Origin of the sequence: Gluconobacter albidus, assembly GCF_002005485.1 — a bacterium.
GTDB lineage: Bacteria > Pseudomonadota > Alphaproteobacteria > Acetobacterales > Acetobacteraceae > Gluconobacter > Gluconobacter albidus.
The window spans coordinates 2,365,374-2,382,626 of sequence record NZ_CP014689.1 but is presented as its reverse complement, the minus strand read 5'-3'; the positions used below and the strand labels follow the sequence as shown (position 1 = coordinate 2,382,626).

General features: G+C 52.9%; 15 protein-coding genes, 1 tRNA gene and 5 pseudogenes. 6 read left to right on the top strand and 15 right to left on the bottom strand.

The annotated features are described in order from the left end of the window. Positions 1-3: 3 nt before the first annotated feature. A complete protein-coding gene (locus A0U94_RS10875) occupies positions 4-1,026 on the bottom strand; it encodes an isocitrate/isopropylmalate dehydrogenase family protein (protein WP_077803376.1) in 1,023 nt (340 codons plus the stop codon). Positions 1,027-1,154: 128 nt separating this feature from the next. Between A0U94_RS10875 and A0U94_RS10870 the strand changes: the two genes are divergently transcribed. Continuing rightward, the gene (locus tag A0U94_RS10870) at positions 1,155-2,081 is read left to right on the top strand and encodes a LysR family transcriptional regulator (RefSeq protein ID WP_077803375.1); all 927 of its coding nucleotides are present in this window, start codon (positions 1,155-1,157) and stop codon (positions 2,079-2,081) included. Between the two features lie 50 nt (positions 2,082-2,131). Here A0U94_RS10870 and A0U94_RS10865 read toward each other — a convergent pair whose 3' ends face one another. The 3 genes and pseudogenes from A0U94_RS10865 to A0U94_RS16340 form a co-directional block, all read right to left on the bottom strand. Beyond that, complete coding sequence (locus A0U94_RS10865; RefSeq protein ID WP_077803374.1) at positions 2,132-4,225, bottom strand: glycosyltransferase 61 family protein; 2,094 nt, start codon at positions 4,223-4,225, stop codon at positions 2,132-2,134. A gap of 159 nt (positions 4,226-4,384) precedes the next feature. Beyond that, entirely contained in the window at positions 4,385-4,846 is a 462-nt protein-coding gene (locus A0U94_RS16345) for a hypothetical protein (RefSeq protein WP_149026757.1), read from the bottom strand. A 21-nt stretch (positions 4,847-4,867) separates the two neighbouring features. After that, a pseudogene (locus A0U94_RS16340) lies at positions 4,868-5,353 on the bottom strand (transposase); the annotation flags it as partial. Between the two features lie 213 nt (positions 5,354-5,566). On the opposite strand from A0U94_RS16340, the pseudogene A0U94_RS16140 reads away from it, so the two are divergent. The 3 genes and pseudogenes from A0U94_RS16140 to A0U94_RS16135 form a co-directional block, all read left to right on the top strand. Beyond that, positions 5,567-5,978, top strand: a pseudogene (locus A0U94_RS16140) (transposase); the annotation flags it as partial. Between the two features lie 48 nt (positions 5,979-6,026). Beyond that, positions 6,027-6,368 carry a type II toxin-antitoxin system PemK/MazF family toxin gene (locus A0U94_RS10855; protein WP_077803373.1) on the top strand — a complete coding sequence of 114 codons (342 nt, stop codon included), beginning with the start codon at positions 6,027-6,029 and terminating at the stop codon, positions 6,366-6,368. Positions 6,369-6,416: 48 nt separating this feature from the next. Beyond that, a pseudogene (locus A0U94_RS16135) lies at positions 6,417-7,198 on the top strand (IS5 family transposase). Between the two features lie 156 nt (positions 7,199-7,354). Here the strand turns inward: A0U94_RS16135 and A0U94_RS15725 are convergent. The 11 genes and pseudogenes from A0U94_RS15725 to A0U94_RS10805 form a co-directional block, all read right to left on the bottom strand. Next, positions 7,355-8,866, bottom strand: a complete 1,512-nt coding sequence (locus A0U94_RS15725) for a hypothetical protein (protein ID WP_149026755.1) — start codon at positions 8,864-8,866, stop codon at positions 7,355-7,357. Between the two features lie 49 nt (positions 8,867-8,915). Further along, entirely contained in the window at positions 8,916-9,875 is a 960-nt protein-coding gene (locus A0U94_RS10845; RefSeq protein ID WP_244177996.1) for a glycosyltransferase family 2 protein, read from the bottom strand. A 369-nt stretch (positions 9,876-10,244) separates the two neighbouring features. Then, positions 10,245-11,359, bottom strand: a pseudogene (locus A0U94_RS10840) (IS5 family transposase). Then, positions 11,278-11,889 carry a hypothetical protein gene (locus tag A0U94_RS10835; protein ID WP_244177995.1) on the bottom strand — a complete coding sequence of 204 codons (612 nt, stop codon included), beginning with the start codon at positions 11,887-11,889 and terminating at the stop codon, positions 11,278-11,280. The pseudogene A0U94_RS10840 and the gene A0U94_RS10835 overlap by 82 nt, the downstream one beginning before the upstream one ends. Positions 11,890-11,952: 63 nt before the next feature. Next, positions 11,953-12,072 (bottom strand): annotated as a pseudogene (locus A0U94_RS16295) (DUF6538 domain-containing protein); the annotation flags it as partial. Between the two features lie 94 nt (positions 12,073-12,166). Beyond that, a tRNA-Leu gene (locus A0U94_RS10830) sits at positions 12,167-12,252 on the bottom strand. Positions 12,253-12,259: 7 nt separating this feature from the next. Beyond that, positions 12,260-12,943: a M48 family metallopeptidase gene (locus A0U94_RS10825; protein ID WP_062105762.1), complete on the bottom strand. Its 684-nt coding sequence runs from the start codon at positions 12,941-12,943 to the stop codon at positions 12,260-12,262. Positions 12,944-12,948: 5 nt separating this feature from the next. Next, a complete protein-coding gene (locus tag A0U94_RS10820) occupies positions 12,949-13,440 on the bottom strand; it encodes a YcgN family cysteine cluster protein (protein ID WP_062105764.1) in 492 nt (163 codons plus the stop codon). After that, on the bottom strand, positions 13,437-13,841 hold the full coding sequence (locus tag A0U94_RS10815) for a hypothetical protein (protein WP_231865199.1): 405 nt from the start codon (positions 13,839-13,841) through the stop codon (positions 13,437-13,439). The genes A0U94_RS10820 and A0U94_RS10815 overlap by 4 nt, the downstream gene beginning before the upstream one ends. Continuing rightward, positions 13,841-14,875 carry an extracellular solute-binding protein gene (locus tag A0U94_RS10810; protein WP_231865200.1) on the bottom strand — a complete coding sequence of 345 codons (1,035 nt, stop codon included), beginning with the start codon at positions 14,873-14,875 and terminating at the stop codon, positions 13,841-13,843. Before A0U94_RS10810 ends, A0U94_RS10815 begins: the two co-directional genes overlap by 1 nt. 171 nt (positions 14,876-15,046) lie before the next feature. Beyond that, positions 15,047-16,219, bottom strand: a complete 1,173-nt coding sequence (locus A0U94_RS10805; protein ID WP_077803371.1) for an ABC transporter ATP-binding protein — start codon at positions 16,217-16,219, stop codon at positions 15,047-15,049. Between the two features lie 86 nt (positions 16,220-16,305). On the opposite strand from A0U94_RS10805, the gene A0U94_RS10800 reads away from it, so the two are divergent. Then, positions 16,306-16,584 carry a hypothetical protein gene (locus tag A0U94_RS10800; RefSeq protein WP_062027183.1) on the top strand — a complete coding sequence of 93 codons (279 nt, stop codon included), beginning with the start codon at positions 16,306-16,308 and terminating at the stop codon, positions 16,582-16,584. A gap of 77 nt (positions 16,585-16,661) precedes the next feature. Continuing rightward, positions 16,662-17,096 (top strand): hypothetical protein, encoded by a 435-nt coding sequence (locus A0U94_RS10795; protein WP_077803370.1) that lies wholly within the window; start codon positions 16,662-16,664, stop codon positions 17,094-17,096. Positions 17,097-17,253 lie beyond the last annotated feature (157 nt).

Sequence of the window (17,253 nt, the reverse complement as noted above, 5' to 3'; positions counted from 1 at the left end):
AAATTACTGGATGGCGCGCAGAAGGGCCTGCGTGACGTCCTGCGTGGTGGCCTTGCCGCCCAGATCGCGGGTGCGAAGGCCTTCGACCTGAAGGATCTGCTTCATCGCGCCGTCCAGCCGCTCGGACAGGTCCAGCCGTCCGACATGGGCGAGCATCATGCTGCCCGCCATCATCAGCGCCAGCGGATTGGCGATGCCCTGTCCGGCAATGTCGGGCGCGGAGCCATGCACGGCTTCGAAGATACCCATTTTCTCGCCGATATTCGCACCCGGCGCCATGCCCAAGCCGCCTACGAGACCTGCCGTCAGGTCGGACAGGATATCGCCGAACAGATTGGTCGTGACGATGACGTCGTAATTCTCCGGACGGATCACAAGCTCCATCGCACAGGCATCGACGATCCGCTCTTCCAGCGCTACGCGGCCTTCATATTCCGCGGCGACCTTGCGGCCTTCATGCAGGAACAGGCCGCTCAGGATTTTCAGGATGTTCGCCTTGTGGACGAGCGTCACCTTTTTGCGGTTGTTCTTGATGGCATATTCGAAGGCGAAGCGGACGATCCGGTTGCATTCGGCACGGGTATTGAACCCGGCGCCATACGCCACGGCTTCCGGGTCTCCGTCCACGGCCATGTAATGCTCCATCGCGGCATACAGGCCTTCGATGTTCTCGCGGATCACGACCAGATCAACGTTCTCATACCGGCCACCGGGAACGATCGTCTGGGTCGGGCGAACGTTGGCGTACAGGTCGAAGGCCTGACGCAGCGTGACATTGATGGAGCGGAAACCTTTGCCCACGGGTGTGGTCAGAGGGCCTTTCAGCACGAGGCCAGTGCGACGAATACTGTCGAGCGTAGCTTCGGGGAGGGCGGTTCCGTGCTCCTCGAAGGCGCCGACGCCTGCGCTCTGGTGATCCCAGAGGAAAGGGGCCTCAAGGGCGTCCATGACGGTCGTGACCGACTGCATGATTTCCGGGCCAATTCCGTCACCGGCAATGAGTGTGGCGGGAATGGTCTTGGTCATGGCGCGTTCCTGTCCGGTCAAGGAGTGGCTGGGAGTGGGAGTGTGTCTGTGACGCGGCGGACCTTAAAGAAGTTCCGTGTCTGAACCAATGTTTGCGGGAGGGTTTCATCATACTTTAAAGGTATGGAATGATCGAACTCAGACACCTCCACGCCGTCATCGCCATCGCCGAGGAGCGCAACCTCACCCGGGCTGCCGAGCGGCTGGGAATTCAGCAGCCCCCGCTGACCCGGCTTCTCAGGGGAGTGGAACAGGAACTGGGGGTGCAGCTCTTCGAGCGCCACGCAAGAGGCATGCGCTTGACGTCCGCAGGGCGGAGCATGCTCAAGGGGGCGTATGATGTTATCGCGCGTATGGATGAGACGGTCGAGGATGTCCGCCGTATTGTGCGTGGCGAGACCGGAGAACTGTCGATCGGGTTCACCAACTCAGCCCTCTGTCATCCCAGCCTGCCGGACATGCTGGGACAGTTCCGCGAAACCTGGCCTGACGTTGGCCTGACGCTGACCGAGGGCAATTCCAGTCAGCTTCTGGGAGGCTTGCGTGAAGACACCGTGGATGTTGCTTTTGTACGGACGTCCATTCCAGACGTGTCGGATGTTGTGGTCGAACTGATCGTGGAAGAACCCATGGTGGTAGCGGTTCCCCGGACGCACCGTCTGGCGAAAGAAGCTCCAGCATTGGGTCTGAAACTTGCTGAACTCGAAAACGAAGACTTCATTCTGTATCAGAGCCAATATAATAACGGCCTGTACAAGACGATCGTTGATGCCTGTCTGGGGGCGGGTTTCACACCACGGGTCCATCAGAAAGGTCCGCAGCTTCTGGCAGCTCTCAACCTGGTCGCCGGGGGGCTGGGAATCTCCCTCGTCCCACAGTCCATGCAGCAGCATCATGCTGGACAGGTGGCCTATATCCCGCTGTCCTCCCGCACTGCCCTGACGGCGCCGCTTTATCTGGTGTTTCGTTCTGTCCGCATGACGGGCGCTAAGCTCTATTTCATTCACCAGGCCCGTCGTATCAGGCAGACTTATGGACCAGTAACGACCAATTAAGGCCGTTATTGGTTTTTAATCTTTTTAAATGGTAGTAAAAACTGCTTTGATTAGCGCTCTTGCGTGTCGGATAGTTCTCCGCAGAGCTCTGGCATCATAGTGTTATCTTTTTTTATCCGGGCCACGTGTTTTTTTTCCACAGCCTCGAAGAATTTAATTATTTTTTCCTCGGACAAATCATAGAATATGTTGTTGTTCTGATCCGTATTCTCGGAATCAGCATAACATATGATGTTATCGTCGTTGTATATACGACCAATTCCAATCTGGACTTCCGTACGAGGATGAATTGTTCCTATTGTCATTCCGTTTGTATTGAAGAGTGAAGAATGCTGTGCAGATCCATGCTCGCCAATCTGGCAAACAGTTTCCTGCATGAGCTTTATCTGCTCCGCAATACTGAGTTTTTCCGGCTCAATGATTTCATAACCCAGCTTTAATGCCATTTCCTCGAAAAATTTCTGTTGCCGAAAAACCCGCTGTCCACGCTTGGTTGGTTCCCAGGTTTTTCTCGAAAGGCACACCTTTCGATAAGGTTTGTTTGTATTCATTTTATATTTATCATAAAATTCCTTAATATAAGGATGGAAATTATAATTTTTATGTGGATAAGATGAAATTAGAACCCTGTTAATTTCCCATATTTCTTGTGTGTGCTCGAATAATAGAAAATTATCTTCTGATAGATCAAAGAAATATTTTAAAAGATCTCTTCCCCACGAGGGTGTAGCCTTTGGAATAATGAATTTTTTTTCTTTGAATGCCTGAGGGCCAATATGGTCCCGTATGAGTCCTATCCGCGGAAGATCATCAACAAGATAATGTCCGTAGCACCCGTAACCAGGGCTGAAAGCGATAATACAATCTTCCTCTATTTTCTTTGTGATATTGTCAGAAGTTGGTTTTTTCCAAAATCCAGCACGTGCTTCATTCTCGGCAACGGTACACAAGTCGGATTCTAAATCTAAAAGAAACCCATCGTTCCAGAGGCATGCATGTCCAGAGAGGGCTACATTTGTCATCTCAAATACATCACGACTGGAGAGAGAATAGCTTTTTGTATGTCTCTGGGAGATATGAGGCGTCACATCCAGGCCGACAAGCTGTACATTATGGCTTTTGGGCATGAAGAAATTATCATGGTCAGAATATTTCTTCTTTCCTTCTGGTAAACCATAAGCATCGTTTCGGAATATCCCCTTTAATGATTTTGTTTTTATGTTTTGTTCCTGTTTTTCAAAAATATTTTCTTCTGCTTCGGATGGCGAAACAAACGCTTCAAAAACAGAGTTATGGATGAAATTTATTTTTTTATTTTCGAATCCAAAAAAGCAGAAGTAATCCAAGAAAAATTTATTAAACTGTTCACGGTCGGAAAAGCCTGTTCTCTGATCATGAATGCCTGGAACGGTAGATTTTTCGTTCAGATTTTCGAAATATTTTCCAAAAAAATCTTCATACGGCTTCGAAAAAAGGAATTTTTTATTTATTCCCTGTTCGTCGTAAACAAAAGTAATATCCACGCCTTCGATGAGAGGTGTGATATCACACTCTGCAACAGAGCAGACGTCTGAAGAAATTCCACCAGATTTATATAAAATGGCAGAAAGGAAGAAATCAGATTTCGCTTCGTTGCTTTTTATATAATTAAAATTGTTTACAACAACATCTCCAAATTCTTTTTTTAGGTACCTAAATACATTATATTCATCATAGTTTATGTATTCATAAAAAGGATTTTTATTATAAAAACCAATATTATGATATTGGTCAATTGTGTATTCTTTTTTATCTGGACGGCATTGTCTTATGCCAATGCATTCCGCGTGAGTATTTTTAAATATTTTTTTGTTTGTTAATAATTTTTTTTCGATTATATCTTTTTTTATTGATTGAAAAAAACCCTCCCAGTGTCTATTTTTTTCTCTAAAGCAGGTATAAATTACTTTTTTATTAAAAAAATCCTTTTCTTGTGTTATCTTTTCTTCATTAAAATCAAAATAATAGTAATTACCACTTAAGAAATCATTTACATATTGTATAATTTCCCGATCGCAGTTGTTTTTTATATAACTTGTATTGTCAATAAAAAATTTTTCTTTGATTTTTTTTAAGTCATTTATAGAGATATTCTTGCATATCATTTAAGTTTTTCCTTGTTTGTCAGGGGAAGAAATTAAATTTTATAAATACTGGCAAATATAATTTCAGGTGACAATACGCAACCATGAAAATAAGATCCAGATTAATTTGAAAACAAATACTTTTTCTTCTTGTGAAGGTTGAAGCAAAAAGCGTTTCAGTTATTTCCTCTCAGAATTAAACAATCGTGAGAATGAGCGCCCTTTTGTCGCATCTGACCGTCGGATAATTCCGACTGTGCAATCGAGAAAGGCAACCTTGTCCATCAACCGGAAGATGTCACAAGCGGCGCCATCGGCTAACAGGTGCTTCACCCATAACCAGCGTCTAGGATCATATGTCCTTAATGCAATGTCTGAAATATCCCGCACGACCAGTATTAGTCGGTCATCCATATCGACTACGATATGGCGTTGTCGACCAACGATCTCCTTGCCCGCGTTATAATTATGTGCCTTTGTATGAGACGGGTTGATACTCTGGCTATCAATTACCCCACTCCACTGACTGAGTTTGCGGCTGACTGCTTGGATCCAAAGTGAACCGGCAGCATCGCCAAGCTGCTGCCTTAACCAGTAAGGCAGCACAGCGCATTGATAGGCTTCGTAGAAGTTATTATCCATACGACCTCGTTGTTTTGACGTCTACATGCTGAGTTTGAAACATGCATAAACCTGAGTGATTTGTTCTGGCTGGCGGACTGGCGCCCGTGGATAAAGCTGATCCAAAGGAAGGCTGAGGCGATAGAGACGAAGCCGAGGTAGGGCTGGCCGGTCTTGTCGTATCGGGTGGCGACACGCCGCCAGTTCTTGAGCCTGTTGAACATGCGCTCGATACGGTTTCTCAGCTTGTAGGCATGACGATCGTGGCTGGCGGGGGCTCCCGCGTTTGGCCAGGATCACCGGACGGGCGCCGGCGTAGGCGATGTCGGCCCGGATCTGGTCGGTGTCGTAGCCACGATCCGCCAGAAGCTTGTCGAGACGACCGCTGATGGCTTGGAACAATGGCCCAAAGCGCTGCTGATCGTGCGCTTGTCCGGGCGGCAGGACGAAGGCGAGCGGGAGGCCGCGTGCGTCGCAGCGGGCATGGAGTTTGGTTGTGAACCCTCCCCGTGATCGGCCAAGCGCCTCGGCCGAGCCAGCACTATCATGCCGTCGAAGAACCGACTGTTATTTACTAGCAGGACGGCAGCCGCGCCCCGTTTCAGACAGCAGAAGAGGAGCGATCAGCGCCCATTCTGCCTCCGTCGTCCCGATCGTCTCGTCCAAAGCCATCTCCAAATGGCAGCGTTGAATCAATCTCGTGCAGACCCGTCAAGCTTTGTCCATGAGCGCTAGCAGATGGCGCACCGTGCGGCTTTCCGGTCTACCGGTAAAAAAGAGGATGTGGACCGCTTGATCGGCCGCACAAAAGCGACATGAAAACCCGACTTCATGCTATCACCGATGCGAACGGCCGTCCTTTAAGTTTGCTCATGACTGCAGGTCAGATCAGTGATTGTACAGGGGCAACGGCTTTGGTGGACTGCCTCCTAAGGCAGAATTGCTTCTGGCAAACTGCGGTTATGACGCTGACTGGTTCAGGGACGCACTGGAAGGGAAGAGTATCAACCCCCGCATTCCAAGGCAGAAATTCCAACCAATGCTCATCAGATACTAGAAATAGAAATACAAACGCTGCAACCGCATCGAAATCATGTTTGGACGCCTCAAGGGCTGGCGACGCGTTGCAACACGCTATGACAGATGGCCCTAATCGGCGCGAAGAAGCCAGCTATGGGCCTGCCGTAGGCGGTGAAGTCTGGTGAGTGGAAAAAGCAAAGGCGCATGGGTTCCACATTGCGGGGAGATTGTCTGGCTTGAGTTTGACTCACAGGCTAGCAGAGGGCGGGCAGGGCACCGTCCTGCTATTGTACGGGGTCCTGCCAGCTATAAAGCGAAGGCAGGCGTGATGCTCTGTTATCCAACGACCACGAAAATCAAAGGCTATCCGCTTGAAGAGGCGATCGCTGGCAAGGCAGCGAGTGTCGTTTTGTCTAACGCGGTGAGAAGCCTTGATTGGCGTGTTCGGAATGCGAAACTTAAGGGGAAGGTGCCCCCGCAGGAACTAGGTCACGTTGACAAAAGATCTATACGATCAGCCTGAGATCTGATTCACTTGCTGCCTGTGGGATAAGGAGCAGGGGGAACAGGCATGGCACGAGGCGATCTGACGGATCAGGAATGGGCGATGATTGGTCCGCTTCTGCCGTCTGAGCGCGGACGTTGGGCCCGTCCAGCTGGAGACAATCGCCTGTTTCTCAATGGTATGCTGCATGTTCTGCGCACAGGCTGTCCTTGGCGGGACATGCATGGGCGCTACGGCAAATGGAACTCGGTCTATGTTCGGTTCCGGCGTTGGGCTGAACAGGGTGTCTGGGATGCCCTGCTGCAAACCCTGGTAGACCTGGGACTGACTGATGACTGGCAGCATATGCTCGACAGCACCGTGGTGCGTGCCCATTCACAAGCCACTGGGGAAAAAGGGGGGCTCATTCGGAGGCTTTTGGTCGGTCACGCGGCGGCTTTACGAGCAAAATCCACGCCCGATGCGACAATCAGGGACGTCCTCTTGGCTTTGTCCTCACCGGCGGGCAAGTCTCGGACTATAAAGCCGTCAATGCTCTGATGGCACTTCCGGTTCCGAACCCCAGGGCCATACTCGCTGACCGGGGCTATGACAGCGACAGCTTCCGCCAGAATCTGCTGCTCCACGGGATCCTGCCGATTATTCCCTCACGAAAAGGCCGCAGCGTTCCTCAGAAAACAAACTGGTGGCGTTACAGGGACCGCAACCGCATCGAGCGGATGTTCAACTCCCTCAAGCAGATGCGCCGTATCGCGACCCGCTACGACAAGACCGCCTTGTCCTTCATGAATTTCCTCAATATCGCCGCCGCAAGGCTCTGGATCAGATCTTTTGTCAACGTGACCTAGAAGCCATCCGTCGACGCGTTCGGCTTCTAGTTGGCTGAAAAGCCTAGAATTTTTCAAAAGTTTCAAAGGCAAAAAAACGCGGGAGCTAGCAGTGCCCAATGGCTATCTATTGAGCAGCAGGCAAGGGGGAATGCTTTCCCCGTTGCTCCCAGGGACTTAGGGAAGGGGTGCTTTGTAGCGGCAGGCATATGGCCTCAGCCAACATGGATCGGGACGTAGAACCAGTTTCATATCCCAAGAGACGAATGGAATATGAGATGGATTGGTTATCGTAAGGTTGTGGACTTCACCATCGAATGGTCGTGCAAGCGCAATCCACCGCTCTCCTTGTGAATCGGGAAGTGAGCGGAAGTCGCGAATATTAACCAACTGACCGTCTTGATCTTTAATAGTGAAGTCGCGGAAATAGCTATCAGGCCATGCAGGAGGGGGCTCATGCAGGGTCAGCATCCAGGCATGCGAAGCTCCATTGGGAACTTGTACTGGCAGAATGCGAAGACAGGATACCAGAAATACACTTCCCATAACAGCAACTGCCATCCGCCATCGCGACGAAAAGAGTATGCGTAAGCCATGCCAGGCCAGAAACCCCATGGCGGGGAAAAGCCACTTGAAATAATGAACGTTATTATAACGCCACAGGCCGCCCGGAATTAGATCAATGTAGGAAAAGAACAACAGACTGTAAGAAATACATAGTACAGCCAATAGGACATAAGGCAGATCGTTGCGACTACGAACAACCCAAGGCAGCATGGCAATGCCCGTAATGCCGAAAAATAGCCAGTGCATACGCTCCAGCAGGCCTTCGCCATCAGGAAACCACGGGCGTGGTGTTACCATAAGCAAATATGTTTTCCACCACAGAAGATCCGTTCGAAAGCCGAGCTGCTTTGAATGGATCATGTAATCTGATGGCCGAAACCCGTAGATCTGAAGATAGAGAGTAGAAATTATTACAAATACAAAAAGGGCGCCTGCAATAGCGGCGAAAAATTCTTGTATTCGTAGTTCCCGATTCCATAATGCAGTCAAAAAACAACATCCTGCCACCGTTGCAGAAATCAGAATATCTGTCGGCCGGGTGACAGGAATGAGGATTAGCAATGCTCCAAGCAGGATGAATAACGGAATACGATGTGCCGTCAGGCTTCCTTCGTTTCTCAGCAAAGTCAGTCGAGTGCCTAGAGCCAAGGACCACCAGATAAGTGCTGCAGAGAGTGTTGTATTCCAAGGTTCGACCCATACACTTAAAATCTGACTTGGGAACATGGTTGTTCCAATGGCAATTAGCATTCCTGTAAAGGTCGAAATACCCAGACCTTCTGCAAAGAAGACAATTCCACCGGCGGTTATAAGAAGACATAAAAGATCAGGTATCAGATAGACGTGATTTCCCATCCAAACAAAAGGGGCCCCTAAAATGGCATATCCGAGAGGATACCAATGACTGGAAGGTGACAAGTCAAGATGTGCCAGTGCTTGAGCCGACTGGAGATACTTTGATTGATCGAACCAGCCCCACCACCCTTCTGGAAAAGGCGCGCTTGGTGAAGGGCGTGCAGGATTATGTAAATATCCTAAAAAATATATGACAGTCAGGAGAGTCATCCCGATAGCCAAAATATAACGCCGTACGCAGTAATTCTGCCTGTCGGAAAAATTCATGTTGATCTTTCGTGGCGAAAAAGAAAAAACTAGATGAAGTCGTTTTATATCATTTTTCAGTAATCTGTTTGGGAGCAGGTAGTGCGAGATAATGCATTCGCTTCTGTTCACGTCGGCCTAAAGTTACACTGTCCAGTATTAGTCCGCATACCATAGACAATGCAGAAATAATCATGCAGCTTGCGGCCAAAAGTGCAGTAGGAAGACGTGGAACAAATCCTGTGTCGATATAATTTATTATAATAGGGATGCCAAGAATTACACCGATTGCCGCAAAAATAAATGCAAAAATTGAAAAAAATACTAATGGCCTTTCTTGCTTTATCAGATTTATAATTGTTTTTAGGATAATTACCCCATCAGAATAGGTGCTCAACTTTGAAGTGGATCCTGGGAGACGTTCGATGTAACTCGTTGATATCTCGCCAATTGGCATGCCTAGTTCCAGCGCATGAACGGTAAATTCTGTTTCTGTCTCGAACCCGCTGGAGAGAGCCGGAAAGGACTTTACAAAACGTCGCGAAAACACACGATAACCAGAAAGCATATCGGAAAGACGTCGGCCAAACACCGCTGTTACCAAGCCAGTGAGTACTTTATTACCCAATACATGACCAGGGCGATAAGCGGCTTCTCGATCCGTCACGCGAGCGCCATTCACCATATCCAGCCCTTCGGTCAGGGCCGCATCCAGCATAGCGGAAACTGAAGCGGCCTCATAGGTCGCGTCGCCATCAACGAGCACATAGTAATCAGCATCGATATCCGCAAACATGCGTCGAATAACATGCCCCTTTCCTTGCATACGCTCTGTCCGGACAATGGCGCCAGCTTCACGAGCAACCTGTATAGTACGGTCACTGGAATTGTTGTCGTATACATAAATTAAAGAATTCGGTAATTCTACTCGAAAATCACTAATTACCTGCGCGATTGAAACCTCTTCATTGTAGCATGGGATAAGAACGGCAATCTTCAGGTTGGGATCAAAAATACTATCTAAAGACATAATAAGAGCACACATCCAAGGAATTAGATATCAATCGGTAGTTTACCTTATTGTTTGCAAATGCTCTACGTGTTCTGTTCTGTGTCTTGTTTCGTCGAATTAAAAGCGTGTCGCAAAAAAGCGGTTTGAGTGATTTTTTGCAGAATTTTGCGGATATGGGCGACAATGAGCCATACTTGGGAAGCTTCAAGTGCTGCCTCGACCTTTTTCTCGAGGCGACGACACCTTCGGAACCGTGCGAAGGTCCTCTCAACGATTCAACCTGGAGGGATCGAAGAACTGTTGATGGATGTGCCTGGCCTGTGATTTCTGAGTTTTGGGGCACTTATTGATGGTTTCTGATCTGAGTTTTGAGCGGATTGGGAGCTATCATCTGCTGGATTGCCACGCTGCAGCGCTGATCCGTTCCAGGAAGAGGAAGCGGCGCATATTGTAGAGGATGTTGGCCAGCCCGACCCTCATGGTGGCCCGCGTTATGCCTACAGTTCGGACGAACAGTCCTGTTTGCGATTTCTGATCGGCAAAAACATGCTTGACACGCGACCGGATAACGGATTTTCCGGCGTTGGATCTCTGGATATGCCGGGGCATCGGCTTGAGATGCGGTTTTTTCCTGTGGACCTTCGAGACAAAGCCATGCTTTTCCATGAAGTCCTCATTGGCCGTTGAGCGGTAGGCCGTATCCGACCAGACCGTTGAGGCTGTATTGGCTCTATCCAGCAGGCCTTCGCGCAGTCTGGCGCCATCATGCGTCGTCTTCCATTTGCGAATCAGTCGAAATTTCCGTCGATGGAGACGTGGAATTTGTAGCCAAAGAACGGGATGGCGAGATCGCTGGACGGATGGTTCCATCCTCCTGCCGCTTTGCTTTGGTAAATTTCAGCGTCCAGCGCGCATGACGATCTTTATGAGACAGCTTTGACAGCTTGTCCTTCCAGTCCTGCGGGATCCGTCCCTCCCGAAGATCCGCTTTCTCCGCGTTCGTATTGCGCTGCTTCGGAGCCGCGACCAGCGTAACATCCAGGATCTGGCCTGACATCGGCAAGATCACCGGCCTTCCTCAAAATAGCGTCAAAGCGATTGAACGGAATTTCAATGACCCCCACCTGTGTCAGACGTTCGCGGAACAGCCAGACCGTTTTGGCATCCGGCACCCGATCCAAAAGCCCCGGACCAAGAAAACGCATAAAAGACAGGCGGTCATTGATCAGACATTCCGTCCGCTCATCAGACAAATTGTTCAACGTCTGGATCACCAGGATCTTGAACATCAGCGCCGGATCAAACGGAGGGCGCCCGCCTTTGCTCCCGTCTGAATACGCCTGAGCCCTGTTCAGATCCGGACGGAATACTTCAAAATCCACAGTCTGGGAAAACGCTGCGAGCTGATCACCAAGTCAACTCAATCGCGCAAGTCGCTCTTCAACATCAAAGAAACCAGACGGGTTTGCGAACCCTCCATCTGCTCCATCATGTCCTTGAATGTGCCGGCGTCTTCTCCCGTGTAATCGCGGATGGGTCTGTCTCCACAGATTTCGACAAATCTTCTGTAGGTGTTGCGATGTTCGGCAATGACGGAGGGTTTTGACTTCTTGGCCTTGACGCTCAGGAAGGTCTCGGACGCTTCGGAGAACAGAGGGGAGGGTTTGGGAGCTGGCGGCTGGAAAAGCCTTGTCAGTGCGGCAACCTGTTCTGACAGCTTTGTCAGGGCTTCTTCGCCCGAGCTTCTTTTGTCCTTGCCCAGTTTGTGAATAATGTCGGTCAGAGCGTTGATTTCGGGACCAATCTTTTCAAGAACGCTGGAAACCCGCTGATGGTCTTCCATTCGTGCCAGACGATGCTCGGCATTCATGGTGTTATAGCGAGCTTTCAGAGCCTGAATCTCACTGTCATAGGTCTGGATAATGGACTGAAACAGGTCCTGCTGGACAGGATGAAGGTCCGAGGTGGAGAGAGCTTCCTGAAACGTCTCAACCACAGTGTTGAGCGAGGATTTTTCTTCCGGGTGAGACATGGTCAGACTGATGCACTCGAAAAGCTGAGAGGTCAGTCCATACATGGCACAGGCACGGGTTCTGGCAAGATTTCTGTCTGGCGTCTCAAGAGAATGCCAGATTTCCCGCTTTCCCAGAATCGGCCTGAAGCGGAGAGGAATTCTGCGTCTGAAGTGGAAACCGGATTGCAGACGAATCAGCATAACAGGGCTCGTTTTGTAGAAGTCCTTTGTAGAAGAATGGGGGCTCCAGGTTGCTGAGAACCCTAAAAGCTGTTTATTTTCAATAACTTATATGTGGTGCGAGCTGCGGGACTCGAACCCGCACGTCCTTGCGGACTCGAGATTTTAAGTCTCGTGCGTCTACCATTCCGCCAAGCTCGCACAACCCTCATGCTGCGCGCAGGAGAGCGGTACCGTTTTCTCTCAACCAGCGCTCCGCTGCAAGACGTCCTGTTCGTCCTTCGGGAATAAAACTGTCCACCAGAGTCCAGAAGTCGGGGCCATGATTGAAGTGTTTCAGGTGTGACAGTTCGTGGATGATCACATAATTCTGTATTGAAACTGGTGCCATCAGAAGGCGCCAGCTGAGCATGATCCGGCCCTGTTTCGTGCAGCTTCCCCAGCGCGTTCGGACCTCGCGCAGGTCGAGGCGTGTGGGATAAAGATTCATTTTTTCAGAATGGGTCTGAAGGGTCTGGGTCAGGCGTTCTTTTGCCAGAAGCTGAAGGAAATCGCAGACGCGGCGGGTCGTGTGGGAAGCATCTCCGCTCACATGGAGCCCATCTGCATCAAGCCAGCATCCGCGTCTAGCTGTGGGGTCATGAAGAATGGGAACGTGGTGCCCGTCGATCATGACGTGAGAACCGTCTGTCAGTGCGGGCTTTTCCGGCAATGCCGCAAGGGCTCTTGCGATCCATTCCGTCTGTTGGTGAACGAAGGCCAGAGCTCGGTCCCTGGTGACATTCTGGGGCACCGTGACGATGACTTCGCCGCGCACAGGTTCGATCCGCAGAGTGATGCGCCTGGCCCGTGCCGAACGCTTCCAGATCAGTGGAACGGTCGGGGGGAGCATGGATGTCAGCCCTTGAGTTTCAGGACCTGACACAGCGGCGATCGGTCCGGCCATTCGCCAGGCCAGTCTTCCAGATGGTCTTCCAGAGGACCTGCGCGACGCTCGCTGATGCAGCGGTCCTGAACGGACGCACCGGAACTGTGGACGCCTTTGCCGTTACCCGTGCGCAGCGGATGCCAGTCGGGAAGATCAAATCCGTCGCGCAGCAGGCGATAGGAGCAACTGGGCGGAAGCCAGTCGATCTCGGCCAGAAGTGCCGGGGTCAGGGTTACGCAGTCCGGGATCTTGCGGTGACGGTCCGCGTAGTCGGTGCAGCGGCAGGTGTGAGTGTCGAGAAGGCGGCAGGCGACGTTGGTATAGATGACCTCTTCCGTATCTTCGTCGCGCAGTTTGTTGAGGCAGCACCGGCCACAGCCGTCGCAGAGAGACTCCCACTGCTCGGAGGACATCTGGTCCAGAGGAACGGTTTGCCAGAAAGGCGTGGAAGGAGACGTCATGGATGGTCCAGCAGGGCACAGGCGATGCAGAAAGCAGTCGCAAGAAGAAAGGAAAGAAAAACAGACGGCAGCAGGAGCGGGAACCAGATCAGGCGCAGGCGTGTCGGCAGGTCTGCTCCCAGACCGATGGCGGCGCGGGTTGTGCCGGGAGGAAGGGTCAGCAGAGTGGCGCCTGTCGGAAAGACCGCTGCGGGTGCGATGAGCAGCCCTTCCAGCCATCCCGGAGCGGAATGCAGGCTGGCCAGAGCGAGTGCCAGTCCTGGTCCGGGAAGAAGCAGGATCAGCCCCAGGCGGCGCAGAACCGGCGCTGGCAGAACCCGTATGAGCAGTGCGATCAGCGCACAGGCTCCGAGAAGTCCCGTCAGGATCGAGGGGAGGTTGAGGCGAAGAGCGAGGGCCATCAGGGTGTCCGGGGAACGAAACGTGCTTCGAACTGCTGTTCGAGTGCCTCGCCGTGCAGGGACCAGAACGTGTCGCTGACTGTCAGGAATGTAGGAGGTTTCTCCGGGGGAACAGGAACGGGCATGTCCTCCAGATGAGGAGCGTGCATTCTGAGCTGCTCAAGGGTCCGGTGTGCGCTCTCCGCGGAAACATTGGTGGGAATGGCCCAGAAAAGCGGAGAGCGGAGAACACCCTGCGTACCGGCAACGAAAAGCGATGTCGCCGGACCGGATGGGGCCCGTGCGCTCACGCTGGTGACTTCCGTGGCGGGCGCGCTCAGCATGAGGGCACCGCTCTGTTCCATGATGCGCGCGGCATCGGCAGGCGTTTCCCACCACACGATATAGGGTCGCAGCAGATCCAGCCTGCGGAGCGCACGTTCCACGCCGGCCGATGTGGACAGCGTGGAATAGATGTCCTGTGGCGCAACGCCGTCAGCCAGCAGGGCGATTTCCAGTGTGGTCCGGGCGCCGAAATGCAATCCCCGTCGTCCCGGATGGCGGGCCACGTCCCAGAAGTCCTGCCAGGTCGGTGCAGTTGTCAGGCGTGAGCGGTCCCAGGTCAGTGCAATGTCGCTAACACCTCCGGGAATGCCGCAGGTCGGTGTGCTGTCGACCGGATGAACCCATTTGCCCTCACAGGCCTGCACCAGTTGCGTACCGGTTACGAGAACGGCCATCCATGCGGGCTTGGCCGCCTGCGTTGCGGTCTGAAGCGTGGTTGTCCGGCCGTCCCATTCTACCAGAGGCAGAGTGGTGTCTGTGGAGGTCAGGGCGTGTGCTGCGATTGTTCCCTGGGGCACACCAAAGCCGGGTTCAGGGTGATGGACGGGTTTGCGAACGTGGCGAGTGCGTCTGTGTGCATGGGCCGAGGCCGGCGCGGGTACGAAAACGGATGTGATGTCGTGTCCGACAGACGTTAAAAATGTTCCGATGCCGTTACTCTGGTGCGGCGACGCGGCCTGTGCTGCCGGGCGCAGCAAAGACAGAATCACTAGCGCGCACAGGGGTGTCCGAAGCGGGAGGCTCCTGTGGGAGGCCCGACCAGATGTCCGGGAGACATGTCGCGAAGGGAAGGCGGGCCGGGTCAGAACGAAAGGATCCTTAGAAAAATTCAGGTGTCCGAAAGGGGCTGCCCGGTTGTTTCCGGACGGGGCGGCCGCAGTTTAATACATCCCGGCGCTCAGCGGAAAGGCCGTCGCATGGGCAGCGGGCCATGCAAGCTGTACAGCCGTGCCGGGGGCAGGGATTTTCTGGGCCTGAAGCGGGGGGCGGCGCAACTCGATTTCCGTCCCTTCCGCACAACGGACGCGCATGCAGATATGGTCGCCGAGATGGGTGCTGTCGGTCAGCACGCCCCGCACGGGGATGTCTCCGTCGTCGTCCATGCCGAGGCTCTGGGGGCCGAAAAATGGCGATATCCGGTCCGGGCGAACGCAGACAAGACATTCCTGACCCTCAATCAGATCTTCGGAAACCATGGCGTCCACAATCCCGCCGCAGGCGAGATGTACGCGGGCCACGTCATCACCGATGTCCAGAACCTGCCCCGTCAAAGTATTTGTCTCGCCGAAAAGGGTTGCGACTTCAACGCAGGCGGGACGGTCATAGAGGCGGGCTGCGTCAGCGCACTGCAAAAGCACATTATCCTGAAAAACCGCAATGGCACCGCCGGAGCGCAGGGCATCTTCACGACGTGAGACGGCATGGATGACGCTGAGGTTCAGGGCACGGGAGAGGGTGCCCAGCAGGATCGGGATGCGGCGTGCGGCATGCGGATCGAGCGCGTGGAGCGGGTCGTCAAGAAGCAGGACGTCAGGTGAAGTGATCAGGGCGCGCGCCAGTCTGACGCGCAGGGACTGTTCAGCATTCAGTTCAGCCGGTCGCAGGTCGGCATGACCATCCAGCCCCATGAGCGAGATCATCCGTCCGGCAGCAGCCAGGGCTTCTGTTTTGCCTTTCCGGTTCGCGCGCAGGCTGAAGGCGATGTTGTCGCGCAGGTTCAGATGCGGAAAAAGCGGGTCCCGCGGGCTGACAATCCGCATGCGCCGTTCTGCGGGCGGGCGGGACGTCACATCCTCGCCATTGACCGTGATGGTGCCGCCCAGAGGAGGCAGGAAGCCTGCCAGTACATCCAGAAGGCGCGACAGGGCCGCGGGCTGGTCGCCGAAAAGGGTCAGGGTCGCGCCGGGCTGGAGCGACAGATCGACGGGCTGTGCGTCAATGGCGGCGCGCAGCCCGACAATGTCCAGCACGGGTTCCACGACGGCCTTCGGGCGGGAGGGGCGGACGCTCCCCTGCTTGGGAGCCATGCGGGGAGCGCCTGACAGGCCTGACATGCAACCTCTGGGAGAATGAACCGTTATGAGCGAAACAAAATCAGGCCAGAACAGATCTGACCTGATACTGAAGAAGGGGTTTGAACATGAGCCGTAAAAGCGTCAAGGATAACATTGAAGTTGCAACCGAGACCACGCAGGCTCAGATCGACGGTTTGCGGACCCAGTTGCAGGAACTCCTGAACAACCGCATCAATCCTGCCCTGCTCGACGCAGCAGATCGCACGGATCATGCCGTTGCAAATGCCCGCAAAATCACGGATCATGAAATTGAAAATGTTTCGACGCGTGTACGGGCGCGTCCGATCGCAGCCGTCCTGATTTCGGCTGTTGTCGGTTTCCTTGCCGGCCGTTTCTCCAAGTAACAGCCCGGTTCTTTCCAGGCAGGAGACGGACGGCATCTCGTCCGGCTCCGTCCTGAAGAAGAGGCAAACGATTTCCCATGAAGCCCATTGAACTCGGACAGGACGTCCTCTCCGCCCAGGGACAGATCCTCTCCCGCTCTGCCATGCGAATCGGCCGCAGAGTCGCTTATGGTGTTGTCGCGGCAGTCTTCCTGATGTTCGCGGCGATCTCGTTTCACGGGCTCCTGTGGGCATTTTTCATTGATGTGGTCGGACTGGGTTACGTCGCGTCCGCACTCTGCGTCATGGGTGTGGACCTTCTGTTCGTTCTGATCTTCGGCCTTCTCGCGGCCCGTTCCATTCCGGATCCTGTTGCGATCGAGGCGCGTATCCGTCGGGATCGCAAGCTGGCACAGCTCAAACAGTCCGTGGCCATGGCAGCGCTGACAGGCATTGTATTTGGCCCTGCCGGACGTTTTACATTCCGGCGCGTGCTTGATCTCGTGCGCAATATTCTGGGTCTCAGGAAATAAGACATTTTGTGGCTGATATTGGTCAAAGCCATATAGTCAGCCCCAGCGTAATGGCGTAAGCACGTCGCCAGCACACAACCTCCTCATTATTTGAGGAGGAGTCGTTGTGTCTGAGTGAGGAGCGTTGTGGGCGAGTTGTCTTACAGTCTGGCGTTTG

What these genes read in the sequence shown, in the direction of transcription:
- A0U94_RS10875 (WP_077803376.1), bottom strand. Translation starts at nt 1,026, where the DNA reads ATGACCAAGACCATTCCCGCCACACTCATTGCCGGTGACGGAATTGGC.
- A0U94_RS10870 (WP_077803375.1), top strand. Translation starts at nt 1,155, where the DNA reads ATGATCGAACTCAGACACCTCCACGCCGTCATCGCCATCGCCGAGGAG.
- A0U94_RS10865 (WP_077803374.1), bottom strand. Translation starts at nt 4,225, where the DNA reads ATGATATGCAAGAATATCTCTATAAATGACTTAAAAAAAATCAAAGAA.
- A0U94_RS16345 (WP_149026757.1), bottom strand. Translation starts at nt 4,846, where the DNA reads ATGGATAATAACTTCTACGAAGCCTATCAATGCGCTGTGCTGCCTTAC.
- A0U94_RS15725 (WP_149026755.1), bottom strand. Translation starts at nt 8,866, where the DNA reads ATGAATTTTTCCGACAGGCAGAATTACTGCGTACGGCGTTATATTTTG.
- A0U94_RS10845 (WP_244177996.1), bottom strand. Translation starts at nt 9,875, where the DNA reads ATGTCTTTAGATAGTATTTTTGATCCCAACCTGAAGATTGCCGTTCTT.
- A0U94_RS10835 (WP_244177995.1), bottom strand. Translation starts at nt 11,889, where the DNA reads ATGTCTCACCCGGAAGAAAAATCCTCGCTCAACACTGTGGTTGAGACG.
- A0U94_RS10825 (WP_062105762.1), bottom strand. Translation starts at nt 12,943, where the DNA reads ATGCTCCCCCCGACCGTTCCACTGATCTGGAAGCGTTCGGCACGGGCC.
- A0U94_RS10820 (WP_062105764.1), bottom strand. Translation starts at nt 13,440, where the DNA reads ATGACGTCTCCTTCCACGCCTTTCTGGCAAACCGTTCCTCTGGACCAG.
- A0U94_RS10815 (WP_231865199.1), bottom strand. Translation starts at nt 13,841, where the DNA reads ATGGCCCTCGCTCTTCGCCTCAACCTCCCCTCGATCCTGACGGGACTT.
- A0U94_RS10805 (WP_077803371.1), bottom strand. Translation starts at nt 16,219, where the DNA reads ATGTCAGGCCTGTCAGGCGCTCCCCGCATGGCTCCCAAGCAGGGGAGC.
- A0U94_RS10800 (WP_062027183.1), top strand. Translation starts at nt 16,306, where the DNA reads ATGAGCCGTAAAAGCGTCAAGGATAACATTGAAGTTGCAACCGAGACC.
- A0U94_RS10795 (WP_077803370.1), top strand. Translation starts at nt 16,662, where the DNA reads ATGAAGCCCATTGAACTCGGACAGGACGTCCTCTCCGCCCAGGGACAG.